The organism is Adlercreutzia murintestinalis (genome assembly GCF_943192905.1).
In the GTDB taxonomy this organism is placed as follows: domain Bacteria; phylum Actinomycetota; class Coriobacteriia; order Coriobacteriales; family Eggerthellaceae; genus Adlercreutzia_A; species Adlercreutzia_A murintestinalis.
In genome coordinates, this window is the sequence record NZ_CALPCC010000024.1 from 16,414 (window position 1) to 29,950 (window position 13,537).

Sequence of the window (13,537 nt, forward strand, 5' to 3'; positions counted from 1 at the left end):
CTACGGGCTTTCCTCGTCCTGCCGCTATAATGCTGGGAAGCGAAAAGCGGAAAGGGGAACGTTGTGTTTGGAGACAACTTGGAGCGCGTGGTCGCTGCCATTGAGAAGAATTACGAAGCTGACGAGATATTCTTCACCAAGCCGGGCCTGCGCTTCCCCAGCCGCTCCGTCATCAAGGACATCTTGAAGAATCTGCGTCGTGTGCTGTTCCCGGGCTATTTTGGCGAAGAGATGCTCAGTGTCAATACCAGCCCTAAGTACTTCATTGGTGAGACGCTCATTCAGATAGAGCGCCAGCTGCGTCAGCAGATTATTCTGGCGCTAGCATATATGGACAGCCGCTGCGAGGACACGGTGGATCCGAACCTCTGCGAAGAATGCGTGCCATCCGATATCGTGATGAAGACCAACGACGTGTGCACCGCCTTTTTCGACGAACTGCCGCACATTCAGCAGGTGCTGTTGACCGACGTGGAGGCGCTCTACGACGGCGATCCGGCCGCCGGCAGCAAGGAAGAGGTCATCTTCAGCTATCCGGGGCTCTATGCCATCTACGTATATCGTCTGGCGCATGTGCTTTACGAGATGAATGTGCCCATCATTCCGCGCATCATGACCGAACTGGCGCACAGTGGCACTGGCATCGACATTGGTGCGGGCGCGAAGATTGGCGAGTACTTCTTCATCGACCACGGAACCGGCGTGGTTATTGGCGAGACCACCGAGATCGGCGACCATGTGAAAATCTACCAGGGCGTGACGCTGGGCGCGCTGTCTACGCGGGGTGGCCAGCGACTGAATGGGGTGAAGCGGCATCCCACCATTGAGGATAACGTAACCATTTACAGTAACGCCAGCGTGCTTGGTGGTCAGACGGTCATTGGCGAAGGCAGCGTTATTGCGGGCAGCACCTTCGTCACATTCAGCGTGCCGCCGCACAGCCGTGTATCAGTGAAGGAGCAAGAGATCACGGTGCGTCAGCCCGGCGAGAAGGACTAATTGGGGAAAGCGTCGCGTGTTCGCACGAGGTCGCATGCGCCTAGGCAAACTCGTTTGAATCCATACGAGGTGGCGCGAGGCTGTGCAAGCTCGTTTAATCCGCACAAGTTCGCATGGAAATGTTTCACGTGAAACACGACCGAGCAGAATAACAGCACAGTAGCGCTATTAGGTAATAAGCTTGCAAACAAATGTTTCACGTGAAACATTTTGGGTGCGGAAGAGTGCGAATGCGCACATGTAAGTGTGAATGCGAACAGGCACATGTATACGCGAACGTGGATATAAGTGCAGGCGTGTGCGGTGTTCGTATATGTGGGCGTGAGCGCGCGAACGCGCATGCGTGAACGTGGGTGTGTATATGTGAACGTGAAGGTGAATGCGAACGAATGCGCATTGTGATGGTGCCCGGGGTGGGAGTCGAACCCACACACCCGAAGGTAGAGGTTTTTGAGACCTCCGCGTCTGCCATTCCGCCACCCGGGCATAGCGCATCTCGTCAGTTTAACGGTTTCACGCCATGGTTCAGTGCCGATCAAACCGACCAAACGAGTATACCTGAAAAACGCTTCATTTTCTCGGTAAGCGGTCTGTTTGTGCTTTATAATAGGGAGACTGCCCGCGCGGGTATTCGCGTGGCGGGCGCAGAAGAATGCTTACAAGCGTACGGGGTATAAGCGGACCAAGTGCAAGGGTACAAGGCGCAAGCGCAGCAGTTGCAAACACAATGGCTGTACGTGCGGCAGTTGCAGGAACAGCAGCTGCAGGCGCAACAGGCGCAAAGCAACAGGCGCAAGTGTATTTGGCATGAACGCACGAGGTACGAACTTACGCGGTACGAACTACAAGGAGGAAGCACATGCTCAAGGCTATCATTGTCGACGACGAGGCCCCAGCCAGGTCTGAACTCAACTTCCTCCTTGAAGAAGTCGGGGGAGTGGAAGTGGTCGCCGAAGCGGCTGGCGTGCGCGAGGCTATCGAGAAGCTGAAAGAATACCCGTGCGATGTCATGTTCCTCGACATCAACATGCCCGAAGCCACGGGCTTGCAGCTGGCCGAGGCGCTCAAGCACCTCAAATTCCCGCCTGCCGTGGTGTTCGTCACCGCCTACAGTGAGCACGCGCTGGACGCATTCCAGGTGCACGCCATCGACTACCTGGTGAAGCCGGTAGAAACCGAGCGTCTCAAGCAAGCCATCGCCCGTGTGCGCGAGCAGGTGGCGCTGCACGTGCAGGCGCAGAAGAGCGAGCGCATTCCGGTGGAGAAGGGCGGCAAGAAGATCCTCATCGGCATCGACAAGATCCGCTTCGTCATGGCACGCGACGATTACGCCTACCTGCAAACCGACACCGACCGCTATTTCAGCACGGTCAGTCTGGCCCAGCTGGAAAAGCGTTTGGACGGTCACGGGTTCTTCCGTGTGCACCGCGGGTATTTGGTGAACCTTTCCATGGTGGAAGAGATCGAGTCAGTATCTGGTGGCACGCTGCTGCTGATGCTCAACGGCGTGGAAGAGAAGATCCCCGTGAGCCGCCGTCGTGTTAGCAACTTGAAGAAGGCGCTGGGCATCTAGTGTCTGCGGTTTGCGGTTCGGCGGCTTGGGTCGTGCGTTTGACTCCGCGCTTCGCTGACGGTCTGCTGCTGGCGGCTTGCAATCAGCATTCCGCGTTCGGCGGCGCGCCAGTAGCGCCCGGCAACCGGCAGCTGCAGCCAGCACCTACAACCAACGCCCTGTGACCAGCAGCGAACCATGGCTACCTTCCAGGAATTCATGCACGTTACACAGGTGTCCTTGAGTGACAAAACATCGGGCCGCCGCATGCGCGAGATCCTCGGCGTCATGCGCAAGTACAAGGTCATGCAGGGCCTCACGCCCGAAAAAGCCGTGCAAATGCTGGAGGCGCTCGGCCCCACCTACGTGAAGATCGGCCAGCTGGCATCCAGCCGAAGTGACCTGTTGCCCCGCGAATACTGCGAAGCGTTCGAGCAGCTTCAAGACGACGTGACCCCCATGCCTTTCGACACCGTGCTGGAATGCATGGACCGCGCCTACGGCCACAGCTGGAAGCAGGTGTTTCTGGCGGTGGACCCCGAACCGCTGGGTGCGGCCTCCATCGCGCAGGTGCACAAGGCGGTGCTGCTCGACGGCACGCCCGTGGCGGTGAAGGTGCGCCGTCCGGGCATCGTGGCGCAGATGGCCGAGGACATCACGCTGATGAAGCGCGCCCTGGCCACTGCCGAGTTCGTAGCCAGCGCCCATGAGACCGTCTGGATGAACCTGGACAACTTCATCGAAGTGCTGGAGAAGACCACCGACAACGAAACCAACTTCACCATCGAGCTTGAAAATCTCACGCGCTTCCACAAGGAATGCGCGAATTGGCCGGGCATCACCTGTCCGGTGCCCTACCCGCACGCCAGTAACGACGCCGTGCTGGTCATGGAGTACGTGCAGGGCACGCAGATCAACGATGTGGCGCGTTTGCAGGCCGATGGCTATAACATGGATGTGCTGGCCGACCGCATCATCCAGAACTACCTGACGCAGGTGATGAGCGTGGGCTTCTTCCACGCCGACCCGCACCCGGGCAACATCATCGTGCGCGGCGATCAGATCGTGTGGATCGACCTGGGCATGACCGGCCAGCTAACTGCCTCGGAGCGCCAGCAGGTGGGCCGCATGATGCGCTCGGTGGTCACCGACAACGCCTACGACCTGATGCAGGCGGTGCTGAGCATCTCGCGCCGCCACGGCGAGCTGGATTACGGCGAGCTGCTCTCGCAACTTTCGTCGCTTTTGGACAAGTACGGCTCGGCCGACCTCGACGACATCAACATCGGCACCGTGCTCGGCGAGATCGTGGAGGTCATGCGCGGCCAAAGTCTCATCATGATGCCTGCGGTCACCATGTTAGTACGCGGCGTGGTCACCATCGAAGGCCTGATGGAGAACATCTCGCCTTCCACCAATGTGCTGGAGGTGCTCAGCACGCACGTGATGCGGCAGTCGCTTGACCCCGAGCACGTGAAGAAGCGCATCGCCGATCTGTTCATGGCCGCTACCGAGTCCACCGAAGCGCTGGCGAAGCTGCCCTATCAAGTGTCCGACACGCTTGAGATGCTCGACCGCGGCGAGCTGCGCGTGAAAGGCGACGTGAAAGTCTCCGAAGATGCGCTGGCAACCATCTATGCCTCGGTGGGGCGTGCGTCGCTTGCGCTCATTTCTATGGGCTTGTTCATCGGCTCGTCTATTCTTTGTACCACCAATATGGAACCCCGGTTTCTGGAAGTGCCCATCCTGGGCGTGCTTGGCTACGTGGGCGCATTCGTGTTGGGCATCTACGTTATTTTCGTTACGTTGAAATCGCGCCATCGTACGAAGAATAACCTCAAGGCCGATTGAGCGCATGTAACGTGCAGTTTCAGCTTTCCTAACGAAAGGTTGACTGACTGCGGAGTCTCCAGGCGCGGTTTTGGGGCTGCTCTACACTCCAACTATCAAGGTAGAGGTTGCCGCTCTGAGTGCTCCGGTTGCTTGCTGGTTGAATGTGCACATATGCGTGGCACGGGTAGGGCGGCGTGTATGGAAGAGGTGAAAGAGATGTCTACTTCTACGCAGCATGCTCAACAGCAGGGTGTAGGCCAGCAGGGCGTGGGTCAACAAGGAACGATCGGGCGCGATTGGGGCCTCTTCTTCTGGGGCATCTTGCTGCTCGTGTGCGGCTTCGTGGTCATGGCATGGCCGGACCTATCGCTGGTATCCATCGCTATTGCGGCAGGCGCCATGCTGCTCGTCGGCGGCGTCTTCGATGCGGTGGCGTACTTCCGGCTGCGCAAAACCGGTCTTGAGACGGGCTGGGCGCTGGTGAACGCCATTTGCAGCATCATCTTGGGCATCATGTTCTTGGTGCACCCTATCGTGACGGCTTCGGTTATCCCATTCATGGCGGGCATCTTCGTGCTGGTCTACGGCATCATGGCCATCGTGGCTGGCGTGGGGCTGCGCGGGTTGGGCGCGGGTTGGGGCTGGATGATCGCCAACGGCACCATTTCCATTCTCTGCGCGTTCATGTTCATGTTCATGCCGGCGTCGTTCGTCATCTTCTTGGGCATTTTCCTGGTGATGCGCGGCATTACGATGGCGGTGTTCGGGCTGACCATGCCCAAAGCGGCGGGGCTGCTCTAGCGTTGCGCGCGGTGCTCACCTGACCGCATGCATTCGCGTTCGCTCGGCCACGCGCACTCGATCGCCCGGCCACACATACCGCCTGCGTGAGCACCTTTCGATCATTCGACATGGCATCCGCATATGAAGCGCCTCCGAACATACCTTTCCGTCATAGGGCGGATCTTCGCGCAAGACGTGCGTCGCATCGTGCGCAACCCCATTGCGGTTATCGTGCTGGCAGGCGTGTGCCTGCTGCCGTCGCTCTACGCGTGGTACATCGTGGCCGCCAACTGGGATCCATACCAAAACACCGAGAACCTCAAGGTGGCCGTGGTCAACAATGACGAAGGGGCCGACAGTTCCTATACGGGGCACGTGGATGTGGGCGAGGAGGTAGTTGCCGCTCTGCGCGAGAACCACCAGATGGGCTGGGAGTTCGTCAGCCAGGACGAAGCAACCCAGCGCGTGCAGTCGGGCGAATACTATGCCGCTATCGTGCTACCGAAAGATTTCAGCGCACGTTTCCTGAGCGCCTTCGACGGGCACTTCGAGCGCCCGCAGATCGACTACTACATCAATGAGAAGCTGAGCGGTTCGGGCGCTAAGATCGTGGATGCTGGGGCGGAAACCGTGCAGAAGACCATCGACGAGCAGTTCGTGAAGATGGTGAGCGATCAGGCGCTTGCCATATCGCAGCGCGTGGGCGGCCAGGTGGTTGATGATGAACATCAGGCCGAAGAGAACCTTGCCATCAGCCTGGCGCAGGCCGATGCCGACATCGGGCAGACGCGCAGTCGCATTGACCAGCTGCGCACCACGGTCAGCAGCATCAAGCAGTCGGATGCGAGCGAGTTGGGCGCGCTGCGCGACAGTGTCGCAGCGTATGTTGCGACGGCGAAGAGCCAAATTGCCACCGCGGCCGACGCCTCCGACGCGCTGCTCGGTACCACCCAGGAAAACCTCGCCGATATGCTTGCCAGCTTACAGGCGCTTCAAAGCTCGACCAGCTACACCGAGCTGCGCACCTTCTTGGGGCTCGACGACGATCAGGTGGCCAGCTTCATGTCACAGCCCGTGCAGCTGCATACCGAGAAGGTCTACCCGGTGGCGAACTACGGGTCAGGCGTGGCGCCGTTCTTTACCAACCTGGCGCTGTGGGTGTCAAGCCTGTTGGTGCTGGCGCTCATGCGCGTTCGCGTGGACCCGCAGGGGCTGCCCCCCTTCACGGCTACGCAGGCGTACTTCGGTCGGTGGCTGCTGCTGATGGTCATCAGCGTCATCCAAAGCACCATCGTGTGTGCGGGCGATGTGCTCATGGGCATCCAGTGCGAGAGTCCGGCCGCCTTCATCGGCGCGGGCGTGCTGGCGGGCGCGGTGTATGCGAACCTGATGTTCGCGCTGGTGTACAGCATGCGCCATGTGGGCAAGGCGCTGGCCATCGTGCTGCTCATCATCCAAATACCGGGGTCGTCGGGTATGTTCCCCATTCAAATGATGCCCACGTTCTTCCAGGTGCTCAATCCGCTGTTGCCGTTCACGTACTCCATCGACGCCATGCGCGAGGCAATCGGTGGCTTCTACGGCCTCCATTACCTGCAAGATATGCTGGTGCTGGCGCTGGTGTTCGGGCCGGTCGGCTTCGCGGTGGGCCTCGGCTTCGGCCGATGCAGCTACAACCTGAACGTAATGTTCGACAAGAAGCTGGCCGAAGGCGGCCTGTTCACCACCGAGGCCGTGCTGGGCGGTGCGCAGCAGATGCGGTTCCGGGCCATGGTGCGTGCGCTGATGAAGACGCCGGAGTACCGCCTCAAGATACAGAAACGGGCGAAGCGCTTCGACGCGCGCTACGATCGGCTGGTGCGTGCGGGTTGGGTGGCGCTGTTCGCGCTGCCAGCCGTCATGATCTGCTTGCTGATCGTGCTGCGCGGCGGTGTGGATCGCACGCTGATGCTGCTCGCGCTATTCGTGGTGGGCACGCTGGTGGTAGTGGGGTATTTGGTGACCATCACGTACGTGGATATGAACATCGCCTCGTGCCTGAAGCTGGCGGGGAAAGCGGGGAAAGCGGGGGAAGTGCCGCGGAAGACATCGCGGAAGGGGCCGCAGGTGCGGAAACCGGCGCAGGCGCGGAAGGCGCTAGAGCCGCGGAAACCGGCGCAGGCGCAAAAGACGCTAAAACTGCGGAAATCGGCGCAGGTGCGGAAGGCGCCGCGGCTACAGGAACCGGAGAAACCGCTGCAAAAGGCATCGCCACAGGCGAAGAAGGCGTCCGCGCGGCATAAGCGGGGTGGTCGGTCGTGAAGATCGCCTTCCAGATATTCAAGAGCGACCTGCGCAACCTGATGACCAACGTCATCTGCGCCATCGTGGCCATGGGGCTCATCATCGTGCCGCCGTTGTACGCATGGCTGACCTCGCTCGGGTTCTGGGATCCGTATCAGAACACGGGGGGCATCACCGTTGCCGTGGCGAACGAGGATGCGGGGTACCAGAGCGATCTGGTGGCTACGCGGGTGGACGCGGGTGCTCAGGTGGTGGCGCGCCTGCACGAGAATAACCAGTTCAACTGGGTTTTCGAAGACGAGCAGGCCGCTGTTGAGGGCGTGAAGAGCGGCGCCTACTACGCCGCCATCGTGATACCGAGCACTTTCTCGGCCGACCTCATGAGCGTGACCAGCGACCATTCTACGAAGGCGACCATCCAGTATTACAGCAACGAGAAGGAGAACGCCATCGCTCCCCATGTGACCAGCCAGGGAGCAACCGAATTGCAAACGCAGATCGACCAGGCGTTCAACAAGACCGTGGCCGATATCGTGCTGGATATCAGCGACGACTTGACCAGTTACATGAGCGGTGCCGGTGTGCAAGATTTTGCGCAGCAGTTGACGGTGCAGTTGCAGGCTATTGTGGACGAGCTGCGCCAGTCGCAGGCAGAGCTTGAGGCGTTCGGCGCGCTGGTGGGGAGCGCGGACACGCTTGCGGGCAAAACCGGGGATATGCTGGCGAAGCTGTCGGATGAGTGCCGCACGCTGGCTGGCGTGCTGGATCAGGCGGAAGGCAAGCTGACCGACCCCGCCAACCGCCAGGCTTACGATGAGGCGCTGGCGAAGCTTCCCGACGACGTGCGCGCCGACCTGCCGACCGCTGAGCAGCTGACTGCGGACATTGGCGAGGCCACCACGAAGGCCGACGACCTCATTGCGCAGCTTGAGCAGGCGGCGCAGAGCATGTCGGACACTGCCGATACGCTTAGCGGCGAACTGGGCGGTATCGGTCAGTCGCTTAATGCTACGGGCAGCGTTTTGGGCAATGCGGCAGGCGAGTTGCAAGGTACGTGCGATAAGCTGAAAAGTGCGCTCGATTCGTCCGATCTTGCTGAGGTGCGCGCGCTGATCGGCAGCAACCCCGACGCGCTGGCATCGTTCTTGTCTGTGCCCACGCAGCTGGTCGAGCATCCTGTATTCAAAGTGGACAACAACGGTTCCAGCATGAGTCCATTCTACACATCGCTGAGCCTCTGGGTGGGCGCCCTCTTCTTGGTCGCGCTCACATCCACCACGGTGGCGCCGAAGCAGCTGGCGAAACTGCGCAGCACCGCACCAACGCAGAAGCGGTCCGCGAACCCCCGATATCCTTCGCCCGCGCAACTCTACCTGGGTCGTTACGGCATTTTCGCGCTGATCGCCATCGCGCAGGCGGTGGTGGTGTGCTTGGGCAATGTGTTGTTCGTGGGGGTGCAGTGCGAGAACGTGGGGCTGTACGTGTTAGCCGGGGTGGTAGTTGCCATCGTGTTCAGCAATCTGGCCTATACGCTGGCCGTGTCGTTTGGGGTCATCGGGAAGGCCATCATGGTCATCGGGCTGGTTATGCAGATCGGTGGTGCGGGTGGCATCTTCCCAGTGCAGTTGAGCGCACCATTCTTCCAGGCCATTTACCCGTGGCTGCCGCTGACACATTCCATGCAGGCGTTCGAGAGCGCTATGTTCGGCGCTTATGGTGACCAATACTGGATGTCGCTTGCGTGCTTGCTGGCGTTTTTGGCAGCTTCGCTGGTGGTGGGGCTGGTGCTGCGGCGCCCCATCATCCGCCTGAACGATTTTGTCATGCGCAAGCTGGACGAAACCAAAGTGCTCTAGCCCTCACGCGCCTGAATTGTTTCACGTGAAACATTTGTTTGTTGTCTTATTACCTAATAGCGGTACTGTGTTGTTATTTTGCTCGCTCGTGTTTCACGTGAAACAATTCAAAGTCGTTCGCGGTTGCTCGCGTGCCTTTAGTGCATTTTCGCTTTCCCAATGCTTCACGTGAAACACTCATCCAGTACAGCTGACTCGAAATGCGCTGGTGGTATGCAATGTGCACGATTCTGGCAGAATGTTTCACGTGAAACACTTGCTCCCGTACACCTGCCCTGTGGGGTGGATCTGAGCGGGAACGCTTCACGCAGATTGTTTCACGTGAAACATTTTTGAGCAATGTGACGAATGATGATCAAGAGAGCAAAGTACGGTCCGGATAGCGGATAATAGGCCGAACAGCAAAAGCACCCCAACCAATCAGCAACTCACCGAAAGAGGACAAACCATGACAGCGATCGGCATAGACCTAGGTACCACGAACAGCTGCGTTGCGGCAGTGGAAGGCGGCACCCCCGAGGTGATCGCGAACGCCGAAGGATCGCGCACCACCCCCTCGGTCGTCGCCTTCACCAAAGACGGCGAGCGCCTGGTGGGCGCGGTGGCGCAGCGCCAGGCCGCCATGAACCCCGACCGCACCGTGGCCAGCGTGAAGCGCCACATGGGCACCGACTGGCGCCAGCCCATCGATGGGCGCGCCTTCACACCGCAAGAGCTCAGCGCCATGATCCTGCGCAAGCTGCGCACCGACGCTGAGAACTTCCTCGACACCACCGTAACCGACGCCGTCATCACCGTGCCCGCCTACTTCAACGACATGCAGCGCAACGCCACCAAGGACGCGGGCACTATTGCCGGGCTGAACGTGCTGCGCATCATCAACGAGCCAACGGCGGCGGCGCTGGCTTATGGGCTTGACCACGGCGCAGCCCAGAAGGTGATGGTCTACGACCTGGGCGGTGGCACCTTCGACGTATCGGTCATCGAAATCGGCGACGGCGTCATTGAGGTGCTGGCCACCGCTGGCAACAACCATCTGGGCGGCGACGACTTCGATGACGCGCTTGCCCGCCACCTCATGGATGCATTCCGTGCCCAAACCGGCGTGGACCTGGCGGCCGACCCCTCGGCGCGGCTGCGTGTGCGCGAAGCGGCTGAGCAGGCCAAACGCGAACTGTCCAGCATCACCTCCACCACGGTGAACCTGCCGTTCATCGCGCAGAACGCCGCAGGCCCCCTGCACCTGGAGCAAACCATCACGCGCGCCGAGTTCGACCAACTGACGCGCTCGCTCGTGGAGGCTACTACCGAGCCGGTCATGCAGGCCTTGAACGACGCGGGCATCGCCGCCAGCGAACTGGGCGAAGTGCTGCTCGTGGGCGGCAGCACGCGCATCCCGGCCGTGCAAGCGCACGTGCAAAGGCTGACCGGCCGCATGCCCGCCAGCACTATCAACCCCGACGAGTGCGTGGCTCAAGGTGCGGCCATCCAAGCCGATACGCTGGCCACCGCCATCAGCGCCTCGCAAGGCGGCGCCATGGTCCCGCGCGGCGGCCAGCTGCTGCTGCTCGACGTGGTGCCCATGAGCTTCGCCATTGAAACGGTGGGCGGCATCGCCACGCGCGTCATCGAGCGCAACACCACGCTGCCCATCCACTACGAGCAGGTCTTCACCACCGCGGCGCCCTTCCAAACCAAGGTGGAGATCAACGTCATGCAGGGCGAGCGCCCCATGGCCGCCGACAACAAGACCATCGGGAAGTTCACGCTGAAAGGTATCAAGCGCGCACCGGCTGGCGTGCCGCAGATCAACGTCAGCTTCGACATCGACGCCAACGGCATCCTGACCGTAACGGCGAAGGACCTGGGCACCGGCAACGAGCAGTCTATCACCATCACCGACAGCGAGCGTATGACCGATGCCGAGATCGCCGCCGCTATCGCCGATGCCGAGAAGTACGCCGCCGAAGATCAGGCGCGCCGCGATGCCATGGACGAGCGCCAACACGCGCAAGAGCTGGTGAATCAGGCCGAAGAGCGCCTGCGCTCTGAAGGTAAGCAGATGGACAAGGATGCCAAGCGCGCCCTGCGTAATGCGGTGGGCAGCGTGCAGAAGTACCTCATGAAGAAGTCCGAGAAGATGAAGCCGGAGGATAAGGCTGCGTTCACGGTCGCTATTGCCGAACTGGAGAAGCTGTTGTAGCTCGCGCATCGCCAAGTTGGAAAAGTTGTAGTTCGCGCGTCACTACGGTGAAGATGCTGTGGTTTGCGCATTGTCACGCGGAATAGTTGCAGCGGTCCGCACATCGCTAGATTCAGAGAGATTGTTGTGGCCCGCGCGGTGCTGCTTCTGCGGCTGCCCAAGCTGCGAGGGACTTGTTGGCGGTCTTTGTTGACAGGTGGATTTCATATAAAGATTTCCGGAGTGCTGATCCGATTGATGTTATAGTGTGGAGCCATTCGCTTCCAGATACGAGTGGAAGCGAACGCAGACCGCAACATGAAGGGCATGTTTTGCACAGAGTGAACGAACAGCAGAACACCAAGACGACCTGCACCCCGTACGAAATCCGATTTGAGGGTTCCAACTGCGGGGGGGGGCATTCGCTCTATGCTCTTCTTTCCGGTCATGATCCCAACCCGATAAGATCCGCAAGAATTGAAGATGCGCTGACGAAGAGCAGCCAATGGGCATGTCGGTTGCGGTGCGCTGTCCATGGTGTCAGTCGGCGTGCTAACGAACGACGCGCTTATGGGTTCTCTGTGATGCAGGGATCTATTCAGTCATGCTTGCAGAAAGTTGGGTGGGTGGCTCCGAGCTGTGCGACATAGCGTTGTCTCAAGTGAGGGTTTCTCAGCCCTTACGCTAATGTGCGATTCAGTGAAATGAATTATGTCAAATTCTATGGAGCCACCTACCCAACTTTCTGCGCGATCCATCACGCTCTTGCGTGCTGTGGATCAGTGAAAGTCCCATTCTGTTTCCCCGTACTGCTTGGTCTATTCTATCAGACCTCGCTGCATGCTTCTGCTGCGCAGCACTCACCACTCATCCAGACGTGTTCGGCTGACCATGGAGGAATATCCGGGAGATCCTCGTCTGTTCGGCTGACAATAGAAATCAATCCCTGACTCGCTCATACGATAGTTTTATAGAGATTCTCACCATATTCAGGTCTGTTATCTTGCAGAAGGTTCGTTTTTGGTTTATAAACCGTTACGTGTATGAGACAACGCACAGCTAAAGGATTTGGCATATACCACCGCCGCGCCAATGAGACGTACGGGAGTGCGGGTGCGGGATTGACAAAGGAAGGTATTTGCCATGTCAAGATCGACCTTATCCACGGGCAGACGCCTGATGTCTCTCGTGGCGGCGATGGCGCTTGCGGTCTCTATGGTTCCGGCCGCTGCTTTCGCCGAGACATCGCAGCTGAGCACCGATGTGCCTGTCGGGCGTGCTGCGGGGGATGATGTCCCCAATATCAATGTTGATGTGCCTGCAACCATAGCACTCAACGATTCCGATTCCACCGATCCGAAAGGTATCAACATCAAGAGCCTTGGTACGGTTTCGGGGTCAGGCGACTTCAAGAACAATTCCAATAATGCCGTTCGTATCAAGGAGATCAAATGCAATGCATCTGATCTGAACTCCTATTTTACGCTTGGAGCGAATGCGAAAGCTGCATTTACACTTGGCTCTATCACGGGTGCCGAGTGGAAACCGGATCAGACATCGGCTAAGAGCGTCTACACGGTTGCTGCCGATGCCCAGCCATCACAGGGATATGTCATGGCTAAGGGCGCAACGGTCAAGGGCACGATCTCGTTGAACCTGACTGGCAGCACCCTCAAGGATGCTGCGAAGACCGCAGCGCAAAGTCCTGATACCGACAATGACCTCATGAAGTGCACCTGGGTGATCGAAAGCGTTCGGGGTATGGGTCCCACGACGGATGCCGATAAGAACGCCGCCGACTTCTATCTGATCGATAAGCGCAATGCTGATCGTCCGATCAGCTACAGTCTGGCTGAAGTGAAGGAAGACGCCGAGAAGCTTCCGAGCCAATCGAGGGGCGCTTGGCCGTATGACATGTACTACGATTTCTGCACCGGAGATGGTACGAACTACGAGTGTAAGGTACGTTGGAATAATGCACTTTATCCGCTGCGGATCATCGGATTGAATCAGGACGAGAAGATCTCAGGCGGCATGGCAGGGCTTACG

At 59.3% G+C, this 13,537-nt stretch carries 8 protein-coding genes and 1 tRNA gene; 8 read left to right on the forward strand and 1 reads right to left on the reverse strand.

What is annotated here, in order from left to right; translation table 11 throughout:
• Positions 1-63 precede the first annotated feature (63 nt).
• Positions 64-999, forward strand: coding sequence for a serine O-acetyltransferase (locus NFR19_RS07925; protein ID WP_251213258.1), 936 nt, complete (start codon positions 64-66; stop codon positions 997-999).
• Positions 1,000-1,401: 402 nt separating this feature from the next.
• Here the strand turns inward: NFR19_RS07925 and NFR19_RS07930 are convergent.
• Positions 1,402-1,485 (reverse strand) — tRNA-Leu (locus NFR19_RS07930).
• A 373-nt stretch (positions 1,486-1,858) separates the two neighbouring features.
• On the opposite strand from NFR19_RS07930, the gene NFR19_RS07935 reads away from it, so the two are divergent.
• From NFR19_RS07935 to NFR19_RS07965, 7 genes are all read left to right on the forward strand, one after another.
• Positions 1,859-2,572 (forward strand): LytR/AlgR family response regulator transcription factor, encoded by a 714-nt coding sequence (locus tag NFR19_RS07935; protein ID WP_251213259.1) that lies wholly within the window; start codon positions 1,859-1,861, stop codon positions 2,570-2,572.
• A 198-nt stretch (positions 2,573-2,770) separates the two neighbouring features.
• Positions 2,771-4,402, forward strand: a complete 1,632-nt coding sequence (locus NFR19_RS07940; protein WP_251213260.1) for an ABC1 kinase family protein — start codon at positions 2,771-2,773, stop codon at positions 4,400-4,402.
• A gap of 180 nt (positions 4,403-4,582) precedes the next feature.
• The gene (locus tag NFR19_RS07945) at positions 4,583-5,185 is read left to right on the forward strand and encodes an HdeD family acid-resistance protein (RefSeq protein ID WP_251213261.1); all 603 of its coding nucleotides are present in this window, start codon (positions 4,583-4,585) and stop codon (positions 5,183-5,185) included.
• Between the two features lie 123 nt (positions 5,186-5,308).
• Entirely contained in the window at positions 5,309-7,468 is a 2,160-nt protein-coding gene (locus NFR19_RS07950; RefSeq protein WP_251213262.1) for a YhgE/Pip domain-containing protein, read from the forward strand.
• The gene (locus NFR19_RS07955) at positions 7,465-9,306 is read left to right on the forward strand and encodes a YhgE/Pip domain-containing protein (protein ID WP_251213263.1); all 1,842 of its coding nucleotides are present in this window, start codon (positions 7,465-7,467) and stop codon (positions 9,304-9,306) included. Before NFR19_RS07950 ends, NFR19_RS07955 begins: the two co-directional genes overlap by 4 nt.
• Before the next feature lie 448 nt (positions 9,307-9,754).
• A complete protein-coding gene (gene dnaK / locus NFR19_RS07960) occupies positions 9,755-11,509 on the forward strand; it encodes a molecular chaperone DnaK (protein WP_251213264.1) in 1,755 nt (584 codons plus the stop codon).
• 1,122 nt (positions 11,510-12,631) lie between these two features.
• A partial coding sequence (locus NFR19_RS07965; RefSeq protein WP_251213265.1) for a hypothetical protein occupies positions 12,632-13,537 on the forward strand: 906 nt, incomplete at its 3' end.